Genomic DNA, 25514 nt, shown 5'->3' on the forward strand with positions numbered 1-25514 from the left:
TAGGGGCGGCCAGCGGTGGTCGGTTGATCAGCCGAAGTAGGTGCGGGCGTCGTAGTAGGGCAGATCAGGGGCGGTTTCAGCCGCGTCCCGGCGGTCGATGATGGCCTGCAGCAGGCGGGTCGCCAGCTCGGCAGTCAGAGGGTAGAGAACCAGCAGCGCCACCACGGTGGTGGAGAGGCCGATAAAGCCGGTTGCGATTGCGGTGACGGTTGCGCTTGCGCCGATGAGAGTGCTGAAGAGTGCCATGATCGTGTTCCTTGATGCTGATGATTTCCTTGTCCTCAATGTGCCATTTGCCTCAAATTGCATCAATCACACGAAAGGATAGTTCGCGGCTCCGGAGGCTAGCCCAGGCATCCCTAGGGTGACGGAAAACGCCGTTGGAGCGCGGAAATACCGGTATCTGCGGTGGTGGTGCGCAATCTCGCCAGCATCCGGCCTGCCGCGCCCCCTCCAGATCGGCCTTGCGCCGAACCTCCACGATTCCCACGGCCGCAACGGCTGCGCGCCATCCGGCCCAGACCGCACGCCGGAGATTAATATCTCAGTCATCTCCTATGCTTGGCGTGCATAGCGGGCAGTCCGACCTGTCAGTTGTTTGCGCAAACATTTCCACCTATCTCTCGGGTGTCACTGAAACAGACATAACTGAGACCACCCGGAAATTCGTCCGGTCAGATAAAGGATCAACATTATGGCACATGTCATCAACACCACCGACACCGGCTTTAACCTCGCAGCGCGCCTGCGTGGCTTCGCAGAAGAGGTCAAGGACAGCTGGGCCCGTCGCGCCGAATACAAACGCACCTTCGCCGAGCTGGATGGCCTGTCCAACCGCGACCTGGCGGACATCGGCGTGCGCCGCTGCGACATTCCGCAAATCGCCCACGCGCAGGCCTACGGCCAGTAAGGCGAGAGCCGCAACAGATTGTCATCCGGCGGGGACCGCAACGACGGCTCCCCCCGGATCGACCCAAGCTCCAGACCGTCTCTTTCTCCTCCCTCAGGGGTCGGACTGGACACGCCTCCGCGCTGCGGGGGCGTTTTTGGTTTCTGGCGCGACGATGCCGATGGTCAGCCCGTTGCCAGCCAGTCGCTGGCCGTTGCCACCCCGGCGCGCGCCCGCTCCATGATCCGTTTACGCGCCCGTGGCATTCTGCACAGGATCGCGATCCCCGCCGGGCCTGACACCCCCGGCACCCATGACCAGGGCCCCGGTGTGGCAACCGGGGAGCTTGATAATATTATTTCGCACGGGAGAGATCCCGTCCCACATCCCCCGGCGGCGCCGCCACCCTTTATCGGTCGGCCACAGACGCAACGGACACCGCAACAGACCTGCAATAGCAGCCACCGACAGGGCCGACGCCCTGGCGGGCCTTGGTGCTTGGCGGCTGTCCTGATCCGCTTTGGAACCCGGTGTCCGCCGCATATGGACTGAACCCTTGATCCGGCGCGGTATCGGGTCTATACGCCCCCGGTGGTCCTCTGGACGACAGAATCAGAAAACCAAGAAACGCCGTGTTTGCCCTAATCCGCTTCGGGGGCAGTTCCGGCAAAGGAGAAGCGATATGAAACTCAATGAACTGCGCGACAATCCCGGCGCCGCCAAGAAACGCACCCGCGTTGCACGTGGTCCGGGTTCCGGCAAAGGTAAAATGGGTGGCCGTGGTATCAAAGGTCAGAAATCCCGTTCGGGTGTTTCGATCAATGGCTACGAAGGCGGCCAGATGCCCCTCTACCAGCGTCTGCCCAAGCGCGGCTTCAACAAGCCGAACCGCAAGTCCTACGCTGTTGTGAACCTGGGCCTGATCCAGAAATTCATCGACGAAGGCAAGCTGGAAGCCGGTTCCATCACCGAAGACACCCTGATCTCGTCGGGTCTGGTACGTCGTAAGCTGGACGGTATCCGCGTTCTGGCAAAGGGTGACTTCACCGCCAAGGCAACCATCGCTGTGACCGGCGCCTCCAAGGCCGCCGTAGACGCAGTCGCAAAGGCTGGTGGCGCCCTGACCGTGGCAAACACTGCCGCAGCTGAGTAACAGCTTGTGAGCGGCGCCGATGCCGCTTACATAGTCTTCAGTTTTCCATTGACGCCGCCCGAGCCGGAAAACGGCCCTGGGCGGCGTTTTCGCAAGAAGAGACCTTTTTTATGGTATCAGCAGCAGAACAAATGGCGGCGAACACCAGCTGGGCCGCTCTTGGCAAAGCCACGGATCTGCGCAACCGTATCCTGTTTACGCTCGGGCTTTTGATTGTCTATCGCCTGGGCACCTATATTCCCGTTCCGGGGATTGATGCGGATGCACTGCGCCAGTTCATGACCTCGGCAGGGCAGGGCATCGGGGGCATGGTGTCCATGTTCACCGGCGGCGCGCTTGGCCGTATGGGCATCTTTGCACTTGGCATCATGCCCTATATTTCGGCGTCGATCATTGTGCAGCTGCTGACCTCGATGGTCCCGGCGCTCGAACAGCTCAAGAAAGAGGGCGAGCAGGGCCGCAAGAAGATCAACCAATACACCCGCTACGGCACCGTGCTTCTGGCGACAGCGCAGGCCTATGGTCTGGCGGTCTCGCTCGAATCGGGGGATCTGGCGACCGATCCGGGGCTCTATTTCCGCCTCGCCTGCATGATCACCCTGGTGGGTGGCACCATGTTCCTGATGTGGCTGGGCGAGCAGATCACCCAGCGCGGCATCGGCAATGGTATCTCCCTGATCATCTTCGTTGGCATCATCGCCGAAGTGCCCGCCGCGATTGCCCAGTTCCTGGCCTCCGGCCGCTCCGGTGCGATCAGCCCGGCGGTGATCATCGCGGTGATCGTGATGATGATCGCCATCATCATGTTCGTGGTGTTCATGGAGCGCGCCCTGCGCAAGATCCATATCCAGTACCCGCGCCGTCAGGTCGGCATGAAGGTCTATGACGGTGGCTCCAGCCACCTGCCGGTCAAGGTGAACCCCGCAGGCGTGATCCCGGCGATCTTTGCGTCCTCTCTGCTGCTGCTGCCGGTGACCATCTCGACCTTCTCCGCAGGCAGCACCTCCGGCCCGATCATGTCCTGGCTGCTGGCCAACTTCGGCCCCGGTCAGCCGCTCTACCTGCTGTTCTTTGTCGGTATGATCGTGTTCTTCGCCTATTTCTACACCTTCAACGTGTCCTTCAAACCCGATGAGGTCGCGACCAACTTGAAGAATCAGAACGGCTTTGTTCCCGGTATCCGTCCCGGCAAGAAAACCGCCGAATACCTCGAATATGTGGTCAATCGCGTGCTGGTTCTGGGTTCGGCCTATCTCGCGGCTGTCTGTCTGCTGCCGGAAATCCTGCGTGGTCAGCTTGCAATCCCGGTTTACTTTGGCGGCACCTCCGTGTTGATTGTGGTTTCTGTTGTGATGGACACCATTCAACAGGCACAAAGCCACCTGCTTGCGCACCAATACGAAGGTCTCATTGAAAAGAGCCAGCTGCGCGGCCGCAATAAGAAACGGACACGACGGGGACCTGCACGCCGATGAGCAATATTATCCTTCTGGGCCCGCCCGGCGCGGGCAAGGGAACACAAGCACGCTACCTGGTTGAATCGCGCAATATGGTTCAGCTCAGCACCGGCGACATGCTGCGCGATGCGCAGGCGTCGGGCAGCGAAATGGGCAAGCGGGTTGCCGCTGTGATTGCCCGCGGCGAGCTGGTGACTGACCGTATCGTGATTGGGCTCATTCGCGAAAAGATCGAAGAAGGAGCCGAGGGCGGCTTTATCTTCGACGGTTTCCCGCGGACGCTGGCGCAGGCGGATGCGCTGGCCGAACTGCTGAGCGAAACCGGCCAGAAACTGGACGCGGTGATCGAGATGCAGGTGGATGACGCCGCGCTGGTTGCCCGCATCACCGGTCGTTCGACCTGTGGCGATTGCGGTGAAGTCTATCACGACGAGACCAAGCCCTGGCCTGCCGATGGCAAATGCGCCAACTGCGGCGGTACCTCGCAGAAACGTCGCCCCGACGACAACGAGGAAAGCCTGCGCACCCGGCTGATGGAATACTACAAGAAGACCTCGCCGCTGATCGGCTACTACTACGCCAAGGGCAACCTTCAGCGTCTCGACGGTCTGGCCTCCATCGAAGAGGTTCGCAAGAATCTCGGCTGGATCATGGGCGACTGAGCCGCAGCCTCTCCAGCACTGATAGATCATCGCCCCGCGCCATTCTGGCCGGGGCGTTTTTGTTGCGGGGGAGGGCAATATGCAGATAAAACGTCACAAATGCTGCCGTTGACGGTTGACCTTGCGGGAAACTTCGGTCCCAGTCTTGTCGATGGGTTGACCATAGCACGATTTCCACATACGGAAGCCCATCCCTTCTGGGAATCATCACAGGTGCGCGCAATTTTTGCCTGCCCTGACCACCTCGAAATGCTGGACCCACGGGCGACACTGCCAAGGTCAAGCGTTGTGAAAAAAGGTTCCGGCGCTACGGAACCGCAACGAAAAGGAAAGTGACACGTGGCACGTATTGCCGGCGTAAACATCCCGACTGCAAAGCGGGTACCTATCGCCCTTACCTATATCACCGGCATTGGCACGACCTCTGCTCAAGCCATCTGCGAAGCCGTAGGCATCGACGCAACCCGTCGTGTGAACGAGCTGTCCGACGCTGAAGTTCTGGCCGTGCGTGAGCACATCGACGCCAACTACACCGTCGAAGGCGACCTGCGCCGTGAAGTTCAGATGAACATCAAGCGTCTGATGGATCTGGGCTGCTACCGCGGTCTGCGCCATCGTCGTAACCTGCCCGTTCGCGGTCAGCGTACCCACACCAACGCTCGTACTCGCAAAGGCCCCGCAAAGGCCATTGCTGGTAAGAAGAAATAAGGGAGGGTTTGATCAATGGCACGCGATAAGACTCGTACCAAGCGCAAAGAGCGCAAGAACATCGCCTCCGGCGTTGCACATGTGAACTCCTCGTTCAACAACACCAAGATCCTGATCTCGGACGTGCAAGGCAATGCGATTTCCTGGTCCTCCGCAGGCACCATGGGCTTCAAAGGGTCGCGTAAATCGACTCCTTATGCCGCTCAGATGGCTGCTGAAGATGCAGGCAAAAAAGCGCAGGAACACGGCGTTAAAACTCTGGAAGTCGAAGTTCAGGGCCCCGGTTCGGGCCGTGAATCCGCGCTGCGCGCCCTGGCCGCAGTGGGCTTCAACATCACCTCGATCCGTGATGTGACCCCGATCGCGCACAACGGCTGCCGCCCGCCGAAGCGCCGCCGCGTCTAAGCGACACTGATTTTTTGCTGGGGCTTTGCGATTTCTGCAAGGCCCCAGTACGCCATTTGAAACCTCGGGCGTCTGTACCTTTCGGACATGAGGTACGGACAGGAATGGAGGGACCGCATGATCCACAAGAATTGGGCTGAACTGATCAAGCCGACTCAGCTTGACGTGAAGCCGGGCAATGATCCCGCACGCCAGGCCACCGTTGTGGCTGAACCGCTGGAACGCGGCTTTGGCCTGACACTGGGCAACGCGCTGCGCCGCGTTCTGATGAGCTCGCTGCAAGGCGCCGCCATCACCTCCGTGCAGATCGACAACGTCCTGCATGAATTCTCCAGCGTCGCCGGCGTTCGCGAAGATGTCACCGACATCATCCTGAACCTCAAAGGTGTGTCGCTGCGTATGGAAGTCGAAGGCCCCAAGCGCCTCTCGATCAATGCCAAAGGCCCCGCAGTTGTCACCGCCGGTGACATCTCCGAATCCGCTGGCATCGAAGTGCTGAACCGTGAGCACGTGATCTGTCACCTCGATGATGGTGCTGATCTGTTCATGGAACTGACCGTCAACACCGGCAAGGGCTATGTCTCTGCTGACAAGAACAAGCCTGAAGATGCGCCCATCGGTCTGATCCCGATCGACGCCATCTATTCGCCGGTCAAGAAGGTCTCCTATGACGTTCAGCCGACCCGTGAAGGTCAGGTTCTGGACTACGACAAGCTGACCATGAAGATTGAAACAGACGGCTCCATCACGCCCGATGACGCGGTTGCCTACGCGGCCCGTATCGTGCAGGACCAGCTGTCGATCTTCGTCAACTTCGACGAACCGGAATCGGCAAACCGTCAGGACGACGACGATGGTCTCGAGTTCAACCCGCTTCTGCTGAAGAAAGTGGACGAGCTGGAACTGTCTGTCCGTTCGGCAAACTGCCTGAAGAACGACAACATCGTCTACATCGGCGATCTCATCCAGAAGACCGAAGCAGAAATGCTGCGCACGCCGAACTTCGGCCGCAAGTCGCTGAACGAGATCAAAGAAGTGCTGTCGGGCATGGGTCTGCACCTTGGCATGGATGTCGAGGACTGGCCGCCGGACAACATCGAAGATCTGGCCAAAAAGTTCGAAGACAGCTTCTAAGAGATTGGGCGGCCTCTAAGGCCGCCCGAAATGCCCCGGTTGCGGGGGAAGACCCGGGCATCTGCCCCAAGGAGAGCAGCTGACACGCATCAGCCGCCTGACAAAGCAAAACGCGAAGTAAAGGATTGAAAAAATGCGTCACGCACGTGGTTACCGCCGCCTGAACCGTACTCATGAGCACCGTAAGGCCCTGTTCTCCAACATGGCCGGCTCGCTGATCGAGCACGAGCAGATCAAGACAACCCTTCCCAAAGCAAAAGAACTGCGCCCGATCATCGAAAAGATGATCACCCTGGCAAAGCGTGGCGACCTGCACGCCCGCCGTCAGGCCGCGTCCAAGCTGAAGGAAGACAAGGACGTTGCAAAACTGTTCGACGTTCTGGGCCCGCGCTACAAAGACCGTCAGGGCGGCTATGTCCGTATCCTGAAAGCCGGTTTCCGCTATGGCGACATGGCACCGATGGCGATCATCGAATTCGTTGATCGTGATCGCGATGCCAAAGGCGCCGCCGACAAGGCACGCCTGGCCGAAGCAGAAGCTGCTGCTGACGAATAAGAACTCCCGGTTTCGACCGGACCTGACCCCCGCTCTGGCAACAGGGCGGGGGTTTTTCGTTCTGCGCCCCCGTTTCGCGGGAGGCCCCCGGTTGGGGATAGGGGCCAAAGTCGCGGATTTTCCCCGGTGAATCCTACCTTGTAAAAGACGGCAGCGGTCCGCATATCCTGTTCACAAGAACAATCGGAGTCGTCATGTTTCGTGCCATCCTGACCGCAGCGGGCCTGTTTCTGGCCACTCAGATCCCCTCCACACAGGCCTTTGCCGAAACCCGCGTGCCCCAGTCGCAGGCAGAAATCTCGCTTGGTTTTGCGCCTCTGGTGAAACAGGCGGCGCCTGCGGTGGTGAACATCTATGCCAAGATCGTGCAGGAACAGCGCCGCACGCCTTTTATGAACGATCCCTTCTTCGACGATTTCTTTCGCGGCCTGTCAAAGCCGCAGCCACGGGTGCAGAACTCGCTTGGCTCCGGGGTGATCCTGTCGGCTGATGGCATCGTGGTGTCGAACTACCATGTGGTTGGTATGGCGACGGATATCCGGGTGGTGACCACCGACCGGCGCGAATATGCCGCTCAGGTGGTGCTTGCGGATGAGGCCAGCGATCTGGCCATTCTCCAGCTACAGGACGCCAAGGACCTCCCCTTTCTGGAGCTGCGTGACAGTGACCGGGTAGAGGTGGGCGAACTGGCACTGGCGATCGGCAACCCCTTTGGGGTGGGCCAGACCGTCAGCAGCGGCATCGTCTCCGGGCTGGCGCGCTCCGGCGCGGCGACGGGCGAGGGGATCGGCTATTTCATTCAGACCGACGCGCCGATTAACCCCGGTAACTCTGGCGGGGCGCTGATTGATGTGAATGGCAATCTGATTGGCATCAACACCCGCATCGTCACCCGCTCCGGCGGCTCCAACGGGATCGGTTTTGCGATCCCGGCCAATCTGGTGCGGGCCTTCATGCGGCAGGCCCATGATGGTGCCGAGGAATTCCATCGCCCTTGGGCAGGCATGATGGGTCAGCCGGTCGATGCCGATCTGGCGGCGTCGCTTGGGATGGAGCTGCCAGAAGGCATGGTGATCTCGGAACTGCATCCCGCCAGCCCCTTTGCCAAGGCCGGGTTCGAGGTGGGGGATGTCGTGCTCGACGTGGCGGGGGAGGCGGTGAATTCGCCCTCCGAAATGGTCTTCCGCATGTCGGTGGCCGGTCTGGGCGACAGCGCCGAGGTGACCCGGCTGCGCGGCACCGAGCGCAGCACGGTGATGGTCGAGATGATGCTGGCCCCCGATGATCCGCCCGCCGATCCGCTTACCCTGCCCGAAGGGACGCCGCTGCCGGGGCTGACCCTTGCGCGGATCAACCCGCAGTCGATTGTTCGTTTGCAGCTGCCGATGACCGCCACAGGTGTGGTGATCACCGATCCCGGCGCCTATGGCGGCCGTGTCGGTCTGCGCGCCGGTGACATTATCCTTGGCATCAACAATGAGGCCATCGAGACCCCCTCCGATGTCTCTGCCGTGCTGGCGGCGATTGGCCGCTGGATGAAGATTGATCTGAACCGTCAGGGCCAGCGCGTGTCGCTGCGTTACCGGCTCTGATCATGGCTGATCTCTTTGACAGCGGTGATGCCGCGCCCCGGCCAGATCCGACCGCCGAGCTGAACCGCCCGCTGGCGGATCGGCTGCGGCCGAAGACGCTGACAGAGGTGATCGGCCAGACGCAGGTTCTGGGCGAGGACGCCCCGCTGGGGGTGATGCTGGCATCGGGCTCGCTGTCATCGCTGATCTTCTGGGGGCCACCGGGCGTGGGCAAGACCACCATCGCCCGGCTTCTGGCCCGTGAAACCGATCTCCATTTCGTGCAGATCTCGGCCATTTTCACCGGCGTGCCGGATCTGAAGAAGGTGTTCGAAGCCGCAAGGATCCGCCGTCAGAACGGGCAGGGGACATTGCTGTTCGTGGATGAGATCCACCGGTTCAACAAGGCGCAGCAGGACGGCTTCCTGCCGCATATGGAGGATGGCACCATTCTGCTGGTGGGGGCGACCACTGAAAACCCGTCGTTTGAACTGAACGCCGCTGTGCTGAGCCGGGCGCAGGTGCTGGTGCTGGAACGCCTGTCTCTGGTCGATCTGGAGCGGCTGACCCAACGCGCCGAGCAGGAGCTGGGCCGCGCCCTGCCGCTGACGCCCGATGCCCGCGACGCGCTTCAGGGGATGGCCGATGGCGACGGGCGGGCGCTGCTGAACCTCATCGAACAGATCGCCGCGTGGACCGTGGACAGCCCGCTGGGCCGCGAGGCGCTGGCCACCCGGCTGATGCGGCGGGCGGCGAAATACGACAAATCCGGCGATGAGCATTACAACCTGATTTCTGCCCTGCATAAATCCGTGCGCGGCTCCGACCCGGATGCAGCCCTCTACTGGTTTGCCCGGATGCTGGAGGGTGGCGAGGATCCGCGCTATCTGGCGCGCCGGCTCACCCGCATGGCGGTGGAGGATATCGCGCTGGCCGATCCGCAGGCGCAGGGCATCTGCATCGAGGCCTGGGAGACCTATGAGCGCCTTGGCAGCCCCGAGGGCGAGCTGGCGCTGGCCCAGGCGGTGATCTACCTGGCCCTCGCCCCCAAGACCAACGCGGGCTACATGGCCTATAAGGCGGCGCGACGGCTCGCGAAACAGACAGGCAGCGCGCCGCCGCCCAAACATATCCTGAACGCGCCGACCAAGCTGATGAAATCGCAAGGCTACGGTGAGGGCTATGATTACGATCACAACGCCGCCGACGGGTTTTCAGGGCAGAACTATTTTCCCGACGACGTGCCGCGCCCGGTGCTTTATCAGCCGGTCGAGCGGGGCTTTGAGCGCGAGTTGAAGCGCCGGACCGAGTATTTTGCCAATCTGCGCGCCAAGCGGAACAGCTGATCCGGCTTTGCGGGGCAAAGCCGGGCCTGCGGCGCGAGTATTTCTGGAAAGATGACGGGCCTGCGCCGTGGCTGCAATGCTGCCATGCAGCGCGCAAAACTTGACATCACCGCGCCAGCCGGCGACAGACCGCAGATGGTTTTTTCGGTTCTATATGTGGCTCTGGGCGGCGCGATCGGCGCGGCCTGCCGCTATCTGGCCGGTTTGGGGATCCACCGCCTGTTCGGGGTGGGAGATTTTCCGGTGGCGATCCTTGCGGTGAATGTGATCGGCTCCTTTGTTATGGGGCTGTTTGTGGTTGCTGCCGCCCATAAGGGGCTGACCCATCTCAGCCCGTTTGTGATGACCGGCCTGCTGGGCGGCTTCACGACGTTTTCGGCCTTCTCGCTTGAGACGGCCACCCTGATCGAGCGCGGCGCCCTGGGGCAGGCTGCGCTATATGTGCTGTTGTCCGTTGGCCTGTCGGTCGGCGGGCTGTTTTTGGGCCTGATGGCCGCCAGAGGAGTGTTCGCATGAGCGGCGTACAGATGATTACTGTCACTGAAGACGACGCAGGCCAGCGCATCGACCGCTGGTTGCGCCGCCTGTTTCCCCATGTGAGCCAGGGCCGCATCGAGAAGATGTGCCGCAAGGGCGAGCTGCGTCTGGATGGGGGCCGGGTCAAGGCCAGTTCCCGCGTCGAGGCCGGTCAGGTGGTGCGGGTGCCGCCGCTTGGCGCCAGCGATCTGAAACCGGCAGAGGCGCCGAGCTACCGGATTTCCGAGGCCGACGCCAAGATGATCCGGGGCTGCGTGATCTACAAGGATGATGCCGTCATCGTGCTGAACAAACCCGCGGGTCTGGCGGTGCAGGGCGGCAGCGGCACCACCAAACATGTCGACGGGCTGAGTGCCGCCTTGCAGTTCGACGCCGAGGAGAAGCCGCGTCTGGTGCACCGGCTGGACAAGGATACCTCCGGTGTTCTGGTGCTGGCGCGCACCCGTCTGGCAGCGCAGTCGCTGACGGCGGCGTTCCGGCATCGTGCCACGCGCAAGATCTACTGGGCGCTGGTGGCGGGCGTGCCGACTCCCTATCTGGGCGAGATCAAATGCGGGCTGGTCAAGGCGCCGGGCCATGGCAAAAGCGGCGAAGGCGAGAAGATGATCGCCATCCATTCCAACGAGGTGGACAGCACACCCGGCGCCAAACGCTCGCATACCCAATATGCCACGCTCTACCGGGTTGCCAGCCGGGCGGCCTGGGTGGCGATGGAGCCGATCACCGGTCGCACCCATCAGCTGCGCGCGCATATGGCCGAGATCGGTCATCCGATTGCGGGCGACGGCAAATACGGCGGCTCGGGGCAGGAGAACCTCGGCGATGGCTGGGGGGCGCAGCTGGGCGGCATCATCTCAAAGAAGCTGCATCTGCACTGCCGCCGCATGGCGTTTGAGCATCCGGTGACGCGCAAGACGCTGTCGATCACAGCGCCCTTGCCCGATCACATGAAGGACAGCTGGGACACCTTTGGCTGGTCCGAAGGTCTGGCGTCAGAAGATCCGTTTGAGAGCCTGCAGTAACGAGGTTCATGACGATGAGCGGTGATCTGCGTTTGATCCTGTTTGATGTGGATGGCACCCTGGCGGATAGCCAGGGCACCATTGTTCAGTGCATGCAGGAAGCTTTCGAGTTGTATGAAAGAAAGCCTGCGAAACAGGATATTCTTTCGATAGTTGGCCTTTCATTGCCGGAGGCTGTCGCGCAGTTGGCCCCTGATCTGCACCCAGAGTCGCGGGATATAGTGGTTGGGCGATACAAGGATGCGTATTACCGGGCGCGCGTTACCAAGGGTGCCGGGCATTCACCGCTCTATCCCGGGGCGGCAGAGGTGCTGGCGGAGCTGAACGCGGTGCCGCACTACCTGCTGGGGGTGGCCACCGGCAAATCTCAACGCGGGTTGGATGCGCTGATCGAGGCGCATGAGCTGCGGTGTTTCGTAACCCGGCAATGTGCCGATCACCACCCGTCGAAACCGCATCCGTCGATGGTGCTGCGGGCGATGGCCGACACCGGGGTGGCACCTGCGCATACGGTGATGATTGGCGATACCAGTTTTGACATCGACATGGGGCGCGCAGCCGGGGTGCATACGATTGCGGTCAACTGGGGCTTTCACCCGGCCGAGCGCCTTGGGGCGGATCATATTATCGACAGTTTCGCCGCGCTGGCGCCGCTGTTGCAGGACATCTGGAAAGACTGACGACATGAGCGAGTGGAAACAGAAACGGTTTTGGAAAGAGGTCGCCGTGGCCGAGGTCGAGAGCGGCTTTGCCATCGAGCTGGACAGCCGCCGCGTGAAGACGCCGGCCAAGGCGCCGCTTATCGTTCCGACCCGTGAGATGGGCGATGCAATTGCCGCGGAATGGGACGCGCAGACCGAATCAGTTGACCCTTTGTCGATGCCTATGACGCGTTCTGCGAATGCTGCAATCGACAAGGTGTCGCATCAACATGGCGAAGTGTCGGATATGCTGGCGGATTACGCAGATTCCGATCTTTTGTGCTATCGCGCCGAAATGCCGGTCGAATTGGTGCAGCGTCAGGCCGAGATCTGGGACCCGGCGCTGGACTGGGCTGCGGAAGCGCTGGCGGCCCGGCTGCAGCCGCGCACCGGCATCCTGCATGTGCCCCAGGACCCTGAGGTGCTGCACCGTCTGCGCGGCTTAGTCCATGAAATGACACCCTTTCAGCTGGCGGCCTTCCATGATCTGGTGGCGATGTCGGGCTCTCTGGTGCTGGGGTTTGCGGCCGCACGGGGCTGGCGGCCGACCGATGAAATCTGGGAAATGTCGCGGTTGGACGAGCTGTGGCAGGAGCAGCAATGGGGCCGGGACGACGAGGCTCAGGCCACCGCAGACCTGAAACGCACGGCGTTTTTGCACGCTAAGCGGTTCTACGATTTTTCCTGTTAGCGCAATATATTACCCAGATCGGGGCGCTGCCGCAAAAATCGTTCGCGACCGCAAAAATGTTCGCTATGCGCCCATCGAATTTCCTGATCCCACCCTTGACGTTTGTTGATGAATGCGCCCACACTCGGTCGCGAAATGGGGTCACCCTTGTTTCACCACCTATCTCCGGCATGGCTGGTGCCGGGCAAAAAGAGCCGCCAAATAGGCGGACAATCAGGAAGAGGTAAACATGAAGAATAAGGTAATTTTGGGTGCGCTGACTGTTGCTGGTCTGGCCGCCGGTGCCGCTGCGGCGGGCACGCTGGACGACGTCAAGGCCCGCGGCAAGCTGAACTGCGGTGTGACCACCGGTCTGGTCGGTTTTGCGGCGCCCAATGCCAACGGCGAATGGGAAGGTTTTGACGTTGCTGTCTGCCGCGCGGTTGCTGCGGCTGTTCTGGGCGACTCGACCGCTGTTGAATTCGTGCCGACCACCGGCAAAACCCGCTTCACCGCTCTGGCCTCCGGCGAGATCGACATGCTGGCCCGTAACACCACCTGGACCTTCAGCCGCGACGTCGACCTGAAGTTCGAATTCGTTGGTGTGAACTACTACGACGGTCAGGGCTTCATGGTTCCCAAGGAACTGGGCGTGTCCTCCGCGAAGGAACTGGACGGCGCGACCGTCTGCATCCAGACCGGTACAACCACCGAGCTGAACCTGGCGGATTTCTTCCGTTCCAACAACATCAGCTATGAGCCGGTTCCGATCGAAACCAACGCCGAAGCGCAGCAGCAGTATCTTGCTGGTGCCTGTGACGTTTACACCACCGACGCCTCCGGTCTGGCGGCAACCCGCGCGACCTTCGATGATCCTTCGGCACATGTTCTGCTGCCCGAAATCATCTCCAAAGAGCCGCTCGGCCCGCTGGTTCGCCACGGCGACCACGAGTGGGGCGATGTTGTTCGCTGGAGCCTGATGGCGCTGATCGCAGCTGAAGAGCTGGGCGTGACCTCCGCCAACATCGGTGAAATGGCCGCTGGCACCGAGAACCCGGAAATCAACCGTCTGCTGGGCGCCGAAGGCACCCTGGGCGAGATGCTGGGCCTGTCTGCTGACTGGGCGAAGAACGCAATTGCCGCTGGTGGCAACTACGGCGAAGTCTTTGCAAAGAACATCGGCGAAGACACTCCGATTGGTCTGGCACGTGGTCTGAACGCACAGTGGACCGAAGGTGGCCTGCTCTACGCACCGCCTTTCCGCTAAGATCTACTGAGGAAAGGGCGCAGGACCAACCTGCGCCCTTTTACCTCCCGACCTATCCTAACAAAAACGCTTAAGGTCTGGACGCGAGCAGGGACCCAACCCCGCCGAACAGTCGACCTATAAGCCACGGGGATCACACATTCATGTCAACTCTCACTGACCCTCCAAAGGCACAGTTTCAGCTGTCCATGTTGGTCAACGATACCCGCTATCGTTCGTTGACCTTCCAGGCGATTGCTGCGCTGGTTCTGGCCTTGGCCATCTGGTATCTGGGGAACAACCTTATTCAGAACCTGCGCGCCGCGGGTCTGAATATTTCATACGGGTTCCTCGGGGATCCATCCGGTTACGACATCAACCAGCGTCTGATCGAATACGACAGCCAGTCCAGCCATGCACGTGCTGCTGTGGTCGGCATTCTGAACACGCTGCTGGTGGCCTTTCTCTCCTGTATCACGGCCACCGTCTTTGGTGTGATCGCGGGTGTTCTACGCCTGTCGAACAACTGGCTCGTCTCCAAATTGATGGCCGTTTATGTGGAAATCTTCCGCAATATTCCGGTGCTGATCTGGATCATCATCATTTTCACGATCATGACAGCCGTGATGCCCGGCCCGCGGGAATTCCGCGGTGACGATGCCACGTCGAGCATGGTGTTTGACCTCTTTGCCTTCACCAACCGCGGTGTCTACATCCCGATGCCCTGGTTCGAGAGCGGTCTGTTTGCCTCCACCACGATGAACTGGCTGGTGGTTCTGGCGGCACTGGCGCTGTCCTTCTTCGTGATGCGCAAGGTCGAGACCAACGCGACCAAGACGCAGGAAGAAACAGGCGTGCGCCCCAATACCACATGGATTGGCCTGGGCGTCTGGCTGGTGCCGGTGCTCCTGGTGCTGTTCCTGATGGGTCTGTCCTGGGAAGTACCGGAGCTGAAAGGCTTCAACTTCACCGGCGGTATCAAAATCGGTGGTCCGCTGATCGCGCTGTGGTTCGCTCTGTCGATCTACACCGGTGCCTTCATCGCGGAAAACGTGCGTGCGGGTATTCAGGCGATCAACAAGGGTCAGACCGAAGCCGCAGCGGCACTGGGTCTGCGTCCCGGCCGGATCATGAATCTGGTGGTGCTGCCGCAGGCGCTGCGCGTCATCATTCCACCGCTGATCTCCAACTTCCTCAACATCACCAAAAACTCCTCGCTGGCGATTGCCGTTGGTTACGCCGATATCACCGCGACCCTGGGCGGCATCACGCTGAACCAGACCGGCCGTGCAATCGAATGTGTTCTGCTGCTGATGCTGTTCTATCTCACCGCATCGCTGCTGATTTCGATGGTGATGAACGTCTACAACGCATCTGTGAAACTGAAGGAGCGCTGAGACATGAGCGATACACACTCTCAAACTATCGCCTTTGTCCGCGATACGGAAATCCCGCCGGCCCCGCCGCCGGCGCGTGAAACCGGTGCCTATAAATGGATGCGAGAGAACCTGTTCTCCAGCATTCCCAATTCGATCCTCACGCTGGCGGCGCTGGTGCTGATCTATCTGCTGCTGAGCACCACGGTTCCGTGGCTGCTGAACGGTGTATGGACCACCAACTCGCTTGCCGAATGTCGCGAGGTTCTGGATGGCAAGGTTGGTGCCTGTTTCTCGGTCCTGACCGAGCGCTGGAACCAGCTGCTCTATGGGTTCAAATATCCGGCCAGTGAATACTGGCGCCCGAATCTGGCCCTTGTGCTGCTGTTGATTGCGCTGGCACCGGTTCTGTTCTTTGACCTGCCGCGCAAGCTCTTGGCCTTCACCGCGATCTACCCGTTCCTGGCCTTCTGGCTGATCTGGGGCGGCTCGATCCTGGTGCCGATTGTTGCCTTGCTTGGCTTTGTTGCCGCCGGGTTCGTGTTCCAGAAATACGGCAAGGGCAGTTTTGCTCTGGGGTTCTTCGGCGCGATTGTTGCAGCGGTCGTGGTCTGGAATGTCGGTGGCTATCTTATCCCGGAAGGGGCGTCTGACACCGCGATGCTGTCAGCTGTGCCTTCGCGCGATCTGGGTGGCTTCATGCTGAACATGATGCTGGGTGTCACCTGCGTGTCGCTGTCGGTGCCGCTGGGTATCGCGCTGGCACTGGGCCGTCAGTCCAACATGCCGCTGATCAAGTGGATCTGCGTCGTCTTCATCGAATTCGTGCGTGGCGTGCCGCTGATCACCCTGCTGTTCGTGGCGTCGGTGATGCTGTCCTACTTCTTCCCGCCAGATGCCACCGTGGACCTGTTCCTGCGCGTGGTCATCATGATCACCCTGTTCTCCGCGGCCTATATCGCCGAAGTGATCCGGGGCGGTCTGGCCGCGCTGCCCAAGGGGCAGTATGAAGCAGCAGACAGTCTGGGTCTCGACTACCCGCAGGCCATGCGTCTGATCATCCTGCCGCAGGCACTGAAGATCTCGATCCCCGGTATCGTGAACGTGGCCGTTGGCCTGTTCAAGGATACCACACTGGTGTCGGTCATCTCGATGTTCGACCTGGTGGGCATGATCCGGGGCCCAATCCTCGCCTCCACCGAGTGGAACGGCGTCTATTGGGAACTCCTCGGCTTTGCCGCCTTCCTGTTCTTCATCGTCTGCTACGGCATCTCTCAGTACTCACAGTGGCTCGAGCGCCGTCTCGCCACCGATCACCGTTAAGGAGTTCAACATATGTCTGAACTTATGTCTGACCGCGCAATCGACCGCTCGAAAATGCAAGTGAGCGACGAGGTTGCCATTGAAATCAACAATATGAACAAGTGGTACGGCTCGTTCCACGTGCTGCGCGACATCAATCTGACCGTCAATCAGGGCGAGCGGATTGTTATCGCAGGCCCCTCGGGGTCCGGCAAATCCACTCTGATCCGCTGCCTCAATGCGCTGGAAGAGCACCAGCAGGGCAAGATCGTGGTGGATGGCACCGAACTGTCGAATGATCTCAAAAACATCGACAAGATCCGGTCCGAGGTTGGCATGGTGTTCCAGCACTTCAACCTGTTCCCGCATCTGACCATTCTGGAAAACTGCACCCTGGCGCCGATCTGGGTCCGCAAGACCCCCAAGAAGGAAGCCGAAGAACGGGCGATGCACTTCCTTGAGAAGGTGAAGATCCCCGAGCAGGCCAATAAATATCCGGGCATGCTCTCCGGTGGTCAGCAGCAGCGTGTGGCGATTGCGCGCAGCCTCTGCATGATGCCGCGCATCATGCTGTTCGATGAACCGACATCGGCGCTCGATCCGGAGATGATCAAGGAGGTGCTCGACACCATGATCGAACTGGCCGAGGAAGGTATGACCATGCTCTGCGTCACCCACGAGATGGGCTTTGCCCGTCAGGTGGCGAACCGTGTGATCTTCATGGATGCGGGTCAGATCGTGGAGCAGAACGAGCCGGAAGAGTTCTTCAACAACCCGCAGAGTGAGCGGACAAAGCTGTTCCTGAGCCAGATTCTCGGCCACTGAGCGCCGCACTAGTGTAAGACGGCCAAGGCCGGGCAGATCTGCCCGGCCTTGGTCATTCTGGGTCGATGCAGGGGGCGCTGCCCCCTGACCCCCGGAGTATTTATCGGAAAGATGACAGGGGCAGAGATGCCAGGGCGCTGTGCCGCGCCTCAGCCGTGCTGGGCAAAGGCCTCGGTGCTGCCGTCTGCCCGGATCAGGAGCGTGGAGAAAGGCTCTTTGCTGTCGCCCATTTCCATCCCCGGTGAGCCAATTGGCATGCCCGGAACCGTGAGGCCCAGGGCATCAGGCCGCTCTGTCAGCAGGCGTTTGATATCGCTGGCGGGGACATGGCCTTCGATCACATAGGGGCCGAGGGTGGCGGTGTGGCAGGAGGCAAGATCATCGGAGATGCCAAGCCGGGATTTCATCTCCCAGAGCTGATCGTCGGGGATATTGCGGACCTCGGTTTTCAGGCCGGCGGCGGTGAGATGCTCCACCCATTCGGTGCAGCAGCCGCAGCTGGGGGATTTCATCACCTTAATCACCGGGTCGTTGATGGCCGTCGCAGCCACCAGCGGTGTGGTGGCCAGCGGCAGGGTTGCAGCGGCGAGAAGGAAGGCGCGGCGGTTCATCTCAAAGGCTCCATTGCTGAGAATGCGGATCTTGGGATCATAGCGGATCTGCGGATGTTCGGCGGCATGGCTTCCCGCGTGGGAGCGACAGCATGTCACAGGATCATATCGCGGCCGCTTTTGTTGCCCTGTCACCTGCGGAGCGACCGCGCCGCGCCAGCGGCGCCATGCCCAACGGGAGCGGTTGCATATTCATGCGACCGGGACGGGCGGGAGCGCTTATGGTCTCCCCTGGTTGAAGGGCCGCAGCAAGGCGCGCAGGCTGGCCCCTGTCACGCACCAAGCAATTCGCGAGGGACGGTGAATTCCGCCACCTTGCCGCTGCTCCACGTGAGATCGGCCCAGCTGTCGATATCAAAGCTTGCGATCAGTGTCGCGCCGGTTGGGAAATCGTCGAACCGTGAATGATCCGGTGGGTGGCGGACGATGGAATGGGCAAAGGCGGCAAGGCCGGGATTATGGCCCAGGATCAGCACCCGCTTGTGTTCGGCCTCGCGCAGCACCTGAAACAGGATGTCGGCGCTGGCGTGATAGAGCCGTTCGATGAACACCGCAGGGGCACCCAATTCCATCAGCTCGCAGGTTTCACGGGTCCGCTGGGCGGAGGAGGAGATCACCTGATCCGGGATCATTCCGAGCTCGCGCAGCCAGGTGCCAACCGCTGCGGCGGAATGGCGGCCGCGGGTGTTCAGCGGGCGGGCGTGGTCACTGGGGGAGGAGGTGTCCCAGGCGGATTTGGCGTGGCGGGTCAGGATCAGCGTGCAGGTCATTTTATGTGAAAATACCTCATATGATGGGCGGATTGCGCCGGGATACGGTCAGCGCCTGTGCTCAGCGGGCAGGCGCGGCGGGCAAGGCAGCCGGTGGAGAGGCAGGGGGTTCCCTCGGTGCTCTCCAGGTGCCTGTGGCAGGCTGCCAGATCATAGGGGCCGCCCTCTTTCAACGCCGTGACGGGGCAGCGGTTCAGGCAGGGGCGATCCTCACAGCCAAGGCAGGGGGCCAGGGCCAGCGGGGCGGGCGGAAGATCAAAGTGGTGCGCGAAATAGAGGGCGCCGCGAAAGGAAATCATCATGCCATAGCGATCATGCACCAGCATTTGCGACGGCGATGTGAAACTGCGGCCCGAGGCCAGCGCCCAGTCGACGAAGGGCGCATAGGGGGGGCCGGTGAAGGGGTAGGCCGGGATTGCGCCCCAGCTTTGCGCCAGATCACCGATGACCCGGCTGGACCAGCGGTCGACCGGGTCTGCCCTGCCATCGCGATATTCCGGGCTGGTGACAAACCCCGGCCAGAAGGAGGGGGCGGTGCCCAGCAGGATCAGCGTTCCCTGTGGGCCGCTGTCGGTTTCGCTGCCTGTTGCGATGTCCGGTGCCGCCGCTGCGATAGAGCCCCGAAGCTGTCCGGCTGTTGGGTGAAATCCGCCATAGATATCCAGCCCAAGTGCCGCAACAGACCGTTGCAGCCTGTCATAGGTCAGTGGGGGTTCGACAGGGGTGGAGACAGGCACCGATGCAGAGCGGTCTGCAAGGTCCCTGTCCGGGTTTAGGGGGCGGATCATAGGGACAGTCTAGCGCAGGTTGGCGCGTTTCCCTATGGGGATTTCGCAGCCGTAAACCCGTCGCAAAGCGAGACAGCTGGCCCGCGACGGGTGAGATCCGGCCGGTTGGCTGATGTCTGCCGCCTCAGGGACGGATCATCGAACCGGCGCCGTGATCGGTGAAGAGTTCCAGCAGCACGGCATTGGGTACCCGGCCATCAACGATGGTACAGGCCCGCACACCGCTGCGCACGGCGGAGAGCGCGGTTTCCGTCTTCGGGATCATGCCGCCGAGGATCACGCCGTCGCGGGTCATCGCTTCGACATCGGCGGCCTTCAGCTCGGTCACGACATCGCCGTCGCTGTTCTTTACGCCAGACACATCCGTGAGCAGCAGCAGCCGGTCAGCCTTGAGCGATGCGGCGATGGCGCCGGCGGCGGTGTCGCCGTTGATATTGAACGTCTCGCCGTTGGGGCCTGCGCCGATGGGGGCGATCACCGGGATCATATCCTGTTCAAAGAGATGGTTCAGCACGCTTGGATCCATTTCAGACGGGGTGCCGACATAGCCCAGATCCGGGTCGGTCTGGGTGCAGGTGATCAGATTGGCATCCTTGCCGGACAGACCGACAGCAGCGCCGCCCTGGCGGTTGATGGCCTGCACGATACGTTTGTTCACCACGCCGGAGAGCACCATCTCCACCACTTCCATCGTGGCGGCATCGGTGACCCGCTTGCCGTTCACGAAATCGGATTTGATCTGCAGCTTGTCGAGCATGGCATTGATCATCGGGCCGCCGCCATGGACGATCACCGGGTTCACCCCGACCTGACGCATCAGCACGATGTCGCGGGCAAAGGTATCCATGGCCTCGTCGCTGCCCATGGCGTGACCGCCCAGCTTGATCACGACGATGGCGCCGTCATAGCGCTGCAGATAGGGCAGGGCGCTTGAAAGGGTCTCGGCTGTGGCAATCCAATCGCGGTTCATGTCTTGTTTCTTCATCGTTGCAATCCCTGGGACGGGCCGTCCGTCGCAGACGGCGCAGGCGGCTGTGCCATGGGGATTGTGTTACGCGGTTCTGGGCGCGGTGCCAAGCGCCGGCCCTGCATTCGCGGCATTGCAGCTGTCGCAAAGGCTGCTAGGGTCGCCGCGACAGATACCGAAACGGGGCCTGCGGGCTGTGAGGTCAGAGCGGCCTCCGACACGGGCCTGAGGCCAAGGAATGGTAGCCATGCGTAAGAAAACCCTGTTGCTGACCGGTGCAAGCCGCGGCATTGGCCATGCGACGGTGCAGCGGTTCAATGCCGAAGGCTGGCGGGTGATCACCTGTTCGCGCCAGCCGTTTCCGGCGGAATGCCCCTGGGGCGGAGGTGAGGAGAATCACATACAGGTGGACCTGTCCGATCCGACCGACACGATAAACAAGGTGGGTGAAATTCAGGACCTCTTGGGTGGACAGTTGGATGCGCTGGTCAATAATGCGGGCGTGTCCCCCAAGGGTCCGGATGGCGCGCGGCTGAACACGCTGGACACAGATCTGATGACCTGGGGCAAGGTGTTCCACGTGAATTTCTTCTCCTCTGTCGTGCTGGCGCGGGGGTTGAAGGACGAATTGGCGGCGGCCAAGGGCTCGGTTGTCAATGTGACCTCGATCGCGGGCAGCCGGGTACATCCGTTTGCGGGCGCGGCCTATGCCACCTCGAAGGCGGCGCTGGCGGCGCTGACCCGCGAGATGGCGCATGATTTCGGCCCTCTGGGCGTGCGCGTCAATGCGATTGCGCCGGGCGAGGTGGAGACCGCGATCCTGTCGCCGGGCACCGACAAGATCGTCGAGAAACTGCCGCTGCAACGGCTCGGTCAGCCGGAGGAGGTGGCGGCCGCGATCTATTTCCTGTGTTCGGGCGAAAGCTCCTATATCTCCGGTGCGGAGATTGAAGTGAATGGCGCGCAGCACGTCTGATAGCGGCTCTAATGCAGCTATCAGAGACGAAAACGCCCCCGGGATCGGCTGATCGCGGGGGCGGTTCCATGTGGCGGGCTGCGCAACAGCTGCGTTATTCCAGACCCGCGATGATCGAGCGCAGCGTGGCGATGCCGTCGCCTTTCTCCGAGGAGGTCAGCACGATCTCCGGGTAGGCTGCCGGGTGTTTGGACAGCGCCTTGCGGACCTGCTCCATGATTGCGGCGCGGTCCTTGTCCTTGACCTTGTCGGCTTTGGTCATCACGCATTGAAAGGTGACCGCAGAGCTGTCGAGCCGGGTCATGATCTCGTCATCGACGGCTTTGATGCCGTGACGGCTGTCGATCAGCACAAAGGCACGGCGCAGGGTCTGGCGACCGGAGAGATATTGTTTCAGCAGGCGCTGCCATTTTTCTACAATCGGCAGCGGCGCATTGGCGTAACCATAGCCCGGAAGGTCGACCAGATAGAGATCGGGGCCTTGGGTGAAGTAGTTGATTTCCTGCGTACGCCCCGGCGTGTTGGAGGCCCGCGCCAGACCTTTGGTTCCGGTCAGCGCGTTGATCAGGCTGGATTTGCCCACGTTGGAGCGGCCCGCGAAACAGACCTCGATCCGGTCGGCGGGGGGCAGGCCGGACATGGCGACCACGCCTTTGACAAATTCCGACTGGCCGGCAAACAGCTTGCGGCCTTTTTCGGTCATGATTTCATCTGGCGATTCGGCCAGGGGGAACGGCATCTGCATCAGAGCACCTTTATACTATCGCCGACGCGGATCGCGCCGTCTTTGATGACCTCTGCATAGACAGCGAAGTCCTGGTGACCCCAGGTGTCGCGCAGCGTCTTGAGCGTATCTGCGTCACGCTCGCCGGTCTCGGGGTTGGTTGTGGTGGCCAGACAGCGCACGGTGCGTTCACGGACGGTCAGCACCGCCTCGCCGATCTGCACGTCGCGCCCGATCCAGGTGTTTTCTTCCCAGGCGGTGCCGGTGTCAAACCAGATGTTGCCGCGCCAGCGCTGCGGCGACAGCCCATGGCCAATGGCGGTTTCCACCGCGCGGTGAGACGCCCAGTTGCACAGGCTGATCGACGGGAAATCGCTGTCGGTCATGCCACGGCCCGGAACCCGCAGAATGCGGGCCGAGGCGGCGCGGTCCTCTGGCATCAGGGGGCGCACCCAGTCCAGAAACCGCGGCAGATCCGCCGCGCCATCGGGGCTGAAGCTGAGGTTGTCCAGCTGCGGGTGGCTCAGGGTGACCTGGCCCGTGGCCTCGTCATAGCGGGCTTCAAGCGCCATCAGCTGCGGTGCCTTGGCGACACGGCTGAAATTGGCGCAGGGCGCCCAGGCGCTGCCGTCAGCCTTGGAGGCCTCATGTGCAACCGCCCAAACGCGATCGCCGGGCAGACACTGCCCGGCGACCAAAGAGGCGCTCTCCAGCGGCTCCCGACCATGTGATTTGATCGGATGCCGCCAGATATGAGTTATGCCTTCGCTCATTTCTTTTCAGCCTTTGGCGTCTTCTTGAAGCCGGATTTGATGTTGCCGAAGACATCCGGCTTGTAGCCGTGGCTGCGCATGATCAAATACTGCTGCGTGAAGGTGATGGTGTTGTTCGCGATCCAGTAGACCACCAGACCGGAGGCAAAGCCGCCCAGCATGAACATGAAGACCCACGGCATCCAGGCAAAGATCATCTGCTGGGTCGGATCGGTGGGTGCCGGGTTCAGTTTCTGCTGCAACCACATCGAGATACCGAGAAGGATCGGCAGAATCCCGATGAAGATCGTCGCCATCAGCGTGCCCTCGACCGGAGCGGCAAACGGCAGCAGGCCAAAGAGGTTCATGATCGAGGTCGGATCCGGCGCGCTCAGATCCTGGAACGGACCAAAGAAGGGCGCGTGACGCAGTTCCAGCGTCACAAAGATCACCTTGTAGAGCGAGAAGAAGATCGGGATCTGGATCAGGATCGGCAGACAGCCGGCGGCCGGGTTGACCTTTTCCTTCTTGTAGAGCGCCATCATCTCCTGCTGGAGTTTCTGACGGTCGTCGCCCGCCTTCTCCTTGATCTCCTCCATCCGCGGCTGCAGCTCTTTCATCTTCGCCATGGAGGCGTAGGATTTATAAGCCAGCGGGAAAACGAGGAGCTTGATCAGCACGGTCAGGCCGATGATCGCCCAGCCCATGTTGCCAATCAACGCGTTCAGCCAGTGCAGAACCGCAAAGATCGGCTTGGTCAGGAAGAAGAACCAGCCCCAGTCGATGCTGTCGAGGAAGCCCTCGATGCCGTCTTTCTGATAGCCGCGAATGGTCGCCCATTCCTTGGCACCGGCAAACAGCATGGTGGTGGCTGCGCTGGTTTCGCCATCGGCGACGGTGACGGTCGGCAGCACGATATCGGTCTGGTAGATGTCGCGGCGCTCATCGAATTTGGCGATGGAGCGGAACGGCTGGCCGGGATCCGGCACCAGGGTCGACATCCAGTAATGATCGGTGAAGCCGATCCAGCCGTTGGTCTCGACCGCGGTCACGGCGGCGCGGGCGCCGGTGCGGGGGTCGATCTCGAAATCGGTCATGTCGTCATAGTCGATTTCGGCCAGGGTGCCGTCGGCCATGCCGATCACGCCTTCATGCAGGATGAAGAAATTCTTCAGGTCCTGCGGCTCACCATGGCGCGCCAAGGTGCCATAGGGCGCCAGCGCCACGGTCGCGCCGGAGGCGTTGGTGACCGACTGGGTGATGGTAAAGAGGTAATCCTCATCCACCGCGATGGTGCGGGTGAAGGTGAGCCCCTTGCCATTATCCCAGCTGAGCGTGACCGGGGTGTCCGGGGTCAGGGTTGCCTCGGTGTCGGCCTGCCACAGGGTGTTGGCCCCGGGCACGTCGTCGGGACCCAGCCCGGCACCGGGCGCCCAGCCGTAAAGGGCGTAATAGGCATTGGGATCACCGGCGGGGGACAGCATCTTGACGATGGCGGCACCCTCTTCCAGCGAGACGCGGTAATCCTTGAGAGACAGATCGTCGAGACGCCCGCCTTTCAGGGAAATGCTGCCGGAGACGCGCGGCGTGTCGATGGTGAGACGCGGCGCATCCGCAGCGGCCTCAGCTTCGGCGCTGACATCAGCGCCATCGGTTCCGGCCGCAGGATTGGCCGCAGCAGGCGCGGTCACGACATCGCCTGTGGCGGTTGTCTCCGCGACCACGGCGTCCGGCTGGATCTGCGGCTCTGGTGGGGGGAAAAAGATATACCACCCCAGAATCACCAGGAAGCTAAGCGCGGTTGCGAGAAGAAGGTTCTTGTTCTGATCGTCCATTGGGGACTGCCACCTCGTGTATGGAATGACAGGGTGTGGTTCAACAGAGATGCCCCCCAAAGGTCAAGCGGAATCGCCCCCATCGTGTCCTTGCGACGCGGTTGAAGGGGGATTTCGTCCGATCCCTGGCGCAATTGCCGGATCAGGACGGCATGTCGCGACCCGTCGGGCGCGGCGCGCGGCCTACGACAGCAGATCCATGTCGCGGTGGATCAACCGGCGGTGCAGGCCGCCCCGGGTGGGAGCGAGGGCGCGGCAAGGCTGCGGGAGGGCCGGACTGGGAACGGGGAGCTGGGAACGGGGAACGGGCGGGGCTGGGAGCGGGCGGGATTGAGACCGGGCGGAGTGGGGAGCGCGCGTGACTGGATCGCAAGAGATCGCGCGCCAAAGATGCCCGCACGCATAAGGCACAAGACCCTCAGCGGCCGAGGGCGCCCGTTTTGCTGTGCCGAACCTGCCGGGGCCGAGCCGGTCGCCGGGAGTTCCTGCGCAGAACCGCCGGATCGCTGCGCCAGGACAAAGCAGAACCCG

General features: G+C 61.6%; 27 protein-coding genes. 19 read left to right on the forward strand and 8 right to left on the reverse strand.

Annotated elements, in window-relative coordinates; translation table 11 throughout:
- Positions 1 to 27: 27 nt before the first annotated feature.
- Complete coding sequence (locus tag VXL81_RS01900; RefSeq protein ID WP_061049066.1) at positions 28 to 246, reverse strand: hypothetical protein; 219 nt, start codon at positions 244 to 246, stop codon at positions 28 to 30.
- Positions 247 to 694: 448 nt separating this feature from the next.
- Between VXL81_RS01900 and VXL81_RS01905 the strand changes: the two genes are divergently transcribed.
- From VXL81_RS01905 to VXL81_RS01990, 18 genes are all read left to right on the forward strand, one after another.
- Positions 695 to 910 (forward strand): DUF1127 domain-containing protein, encoded by a 216-nt coding sequence (locus VXL81_RS01905; protein WP_340546600.1) that lies wholly within the window; start codon positions 695 to 697, stop codon positions 908 to 910.
- A gap of 661 nt (positions 911 to 1571) precedes the next feature.
- Positions 1572 to 2042 (forward strand): 50S ribosomal protein L15, encoded by a 471-nt coding sequence (gene rplO / locus VXL81_RS01910; RefSeq protein WP_260089702.1) that lies wholly within the window; start codon positions 1572 to 1574, stop codon positions 2040 to 2042.
- A gap of 110 nt (positions 2043 to 2152) precedes the next feature.
- On the forward strand, positions 2153 to 3517 hold the full coding sequence (gene secY, locus VXL81_RS01915; RefSeq protein WP_340546601.1) for a preprotein translocase subunit SecY: 1365 nt from the start codon (positions 2153 to 2155) through the stop codon (positions 3515 to 3517).
- A complete protein-coding gene (locus VXL81_RS01920) occupies positions 3514 to 4161 on the forward strand; it encodes an adenylate kinase (protein ID WP_340546602.1) in 648 nt (215 codons plus the stop codon). The genes secY and VXL81_RS01920 overlap by 4 nt, the downstream gene beginning before the upstream one ends.
- Before the next feature lie 339 nt (positions 4162 to 4500).
- The gene (rpsM, locus tag VXL81_RS01925; protein ID WP_340546603.1) at positions 4501 to 4869 is read left to right on the forward strand and encodes a 30S ribosomal protein S13; all 369 of its coding nucleotides are present in this window, start codon (positions 4501 to 4503) and stop codon (positions 4867 to 4869) included.
- Between the two features lie 15 nt (positions 4870 to 4884).
- Entirely contained in the window at positions 4885 to 5274 is a 390-nt protein-coding gene (rpsK, locus tag VXL81_RS01930; RefSeq protein ID WP_014875982.1) for a 30S ribosomal protein S11, read from the forward strand.
- A 117-nt stretch (positions 5275 to 5391) separates the two neighbouring features.
- Positions 5392 to 6408, forward strand: a complete 1017-nt coding sequence (locus VXL81_RS01935; RefSeq protein ID WP_014875981.1) for a DNA-directed RNA polymerase subunit alpha — start codon at positions 5392 to 5394, stop codon at positions 6406 to 6408.
- Between the two features lie 133 nt (positions 6409 to 6541).
- A complete protein-coding gene (gene rplQ, locus VXL81_RS01940; protein WP_340546604.1) occupies positions 6542 to 6964 on the forward strand; it encodes a 50S ribosomal protein L17 in 423 nt (140 codons plus the stop codon).
- Between the two features lie 194 nt (positions 6965 to 7158).
- Positions 7159 to 8556, forward strand: coding sequence for a trypsin-like peptidase domain-containing protein (locus tag VXL81_RS01945; protein ID WP_416552731.1), 1398 nt, complete (start codon positions 7159 to 7161; stop codon positions 8554 to 8556).
- Positions 8557 to 8558: 2 nt separating this feature from the next.
- Positions 8559 to 9881, forward strand: coding sequence for a replication-associated recombination protein A (locus tag VXL81_RS01950; RefSeq protein ID WP_416544444.1), 1323 nt, complete (start codon positions 8559 to 8561; stop codon positions 9879 to 9881).
- Between the two features lie 135 nt (positions 9882 to 10016).
- Positions 10017 to 10397, forward strand: a complete 381-nt coding sequence (crcB, locus tag VXL81_RS01955; RefSeq protein ID WP_416542818.1) for a fluoride efflux transporter CrcB — start codon at positions 10017 to 10019, stop codon at positions 10395 to 10397.
- Entirely contained in the window at positions 10394 to 11440 is a 1047-nt protein-coding gene (locus VXL81_RS01960) for an RluA family pseudouridine synthase (RefSeq protein WP_416552733.1), read from the forward strand. The genes crcB and VXL81_RS01960 overlap by 4 nt, the downstream gene beginning before the upstream one ends.
- 14 nt (positions 11441 to 11454) lie before the next feature.
- On the forward strand, positions 11455 to 12120 hold the full coding sequence (locus VXL81_RS01965) for an HAD-IA family hydrolase (protein ID WP_416542816.1): 666 nt from the start codon (positions 11455 to 11457) through the stop codon (positions 12118 to 12120).
- Positions 12121 to 12124: 4 nt separating this feature from the next.
- Positions 12125 to 12832, forward strand: a complete 708-nt coding sequence (locus VXL81_RS01970; RefSeq protein WP_416538163.1) for an ATP12 family chaperone protein — start codon at positions 12125 to 12127, stop codon at positions 12830 to 12832.
- Between the two features lie 229 nt (positions 12833 to 13061).
- Positions 13062 to 14078: an amino acid ABC transporter substrate-binding protein gene (locus VXL81_RS01975; protein WP_340546609.1), complete on the forward strand. Its 1017-nt coding sequence runs from the start codon at positions 13062 to 13064 to the stop codon at positions 14076 to 14078.
- A 143-nt stretch (positions 14079 to 14221) separates the two neighbouring features.
- Positions 14222 to 15454 carry an amino acid ABC transporter permease gene (locus tag VXL81_RS01980; RefSeq protein WP_340546610.1) on the forward strand — a complete coding sequence of 411 codons (1233 nt, stop codon included), beginning with the start codon at positions 14222 to 14224 and terminating at the stop codon, positions 15452 to 15454.
- A gap of 3 nt (positions 15455 to 15457) precedes the next feature.
- Entirely contained in the window at positions 15458 to 16756 is a 1299-nt protein-coding gene (locus VXL81_RS01985; protein ID WP_416535598.1) for an amino acid ABC transporter permease, read from the forward strand.
- A gap of 12 nt (positions 16757 to 16768) precedes the next feature.
- On the forward strand, positions 16769 to 17560 hold the full coding sequence (locus VXL81_RS01990) for an amino acid ABC transporter ATP-binding protein (RefSeq protein ID WP_340546612.1): 792 nt from the start codon (positions 16769 to 16771) through the stop codon (positions 17558 to 17560).
- 149 nt (positions 17561 to 17709) lie between these two features.
- On the opposite strand, the gene VXL81_RS01995 is transcribed toward VXL81_RS01990, so the two are convergent.
- The 4 genes from VXL81_RS01995 to argB form a co-directional block, all read right to left on the reverse strand.
- Complete coding sequence (locus tag VXL81_RS01995; RefSeq protein ID WP_416552735.1) at positions 17710 to 18171, reverse strand: DUF411 domain-containing protein; 462 nt, start codon at positions 18169 to 18171, stop codon at positions 17710 to 17712.
- Between the two features lie 272 nt (positions 18172 to 18443).
- Complete coding sequence (locus VXL81_RS02000) at positions 18444 to 18941, reverse strand: SixA phosphatase family protein (protein ID WP_416535596.1); 498 nt, start codon at positions 18939 to 18941, stop codon at positions 18444 to 18446.
- Positions 18938 to 19729, reverse strand: coding sequence for a ferredoxin (locus tag VXL81_RS02005; RefSeq protein WP_416552737.1), 792 nt, complete (start codon positions 19727 to 19729; stop codon positions 18938 to 18940). Before VXL81_RS02005 ends, VXL81_RS02000 begins: the two co-directional genes overlap by 4 nt.
- A 124-nt stretch (positions 19730 to 19853) precedes the next feature.
- A complete protein-coding gene (gene argB, locus VXL81_RS02010) occupies positions 19854 to 20714 on the reverse strand; it encodes an acetylglutamate kinase (protein ID WP_416535594.1) in 861 nt (286 codons plus the stop codon).
- Between the two features lie 229 nt (positions 20715 to 20943).
- Between argB and VXL81_RS02015 the strand changes: the two genes are divergently transcribed.
- Positions 20944 to 21672, forward strand: a complete 729-nt coding sequence (locus VXL81_RS02015) for an SDR family NAD(P)-dependent oxidoreductase (protein WP_416541074.1) — start codon at positions 20944 to 20946, stop codon at positions 21670 to 21672.
- A 94-nt stretch (positions 21673 to 21766) separates the two neighbouring features.
- Here the strand turns inward: VXL81_RS02015 and yihA are convergent, their stop codons facing one another.
- Genes yihA through yidC form a run of 3 tightly spaced genes read right to left on the reverse strand, consistent with a single transcriptional unit; the run spans position 21767 to position 24983 of the window.
- Positions 21767 to 22417, reverse strand: coding sequence for a ribosome biogenesis GTP-binding protein YihA/YsxC (gene yihA, locus VXL81_RS02020; RefSeq protein WP_340546618.1), 651 nt, complete (start codon positions 22415 to 22417; stop codon positions 21767 to 21769).
- A complete protein-coding gene (locus tag VXL81_RS02025; RefSeq protein ID WP_416552739.1) occupies positions 22417 to 23169 on the reverse strand; it encodes an MOSC domain-containing protein in 753 nt (250 codons plus the stop codon). Before VXL81_RS02025 ends, yihA begins: the two co-directional genes overlap by 1 nt.
- On the reverse strand, positions 23166 to 24983 hold the full coding sequence (gene yidC, locus VXL81_RS02030) for a membrane protein insertase YidC (protein ID WP_340546620.1): 1818 nt from the start codon (positions 24981 to 24983) through the stop codon (positions 23166 to 23168). Before yidC ends, VXL81_RS02025 begins: the two co-directional genes overlap by 4 nt.
- Between the last annotated feature and the right edge of the window lie 531 nt (positions 24984 to 25514).

The sequence above is a fragment of the Phaeobacter sp. JH204B genome, assembly GCF_048055755.1.
GTDB lineage: Bacteria > Pseudomonadota > Alphaproteobacteria > Rhodobacterales > Rhodobacteraceae > Phaeobacter > Phaeobacter bryozoorum.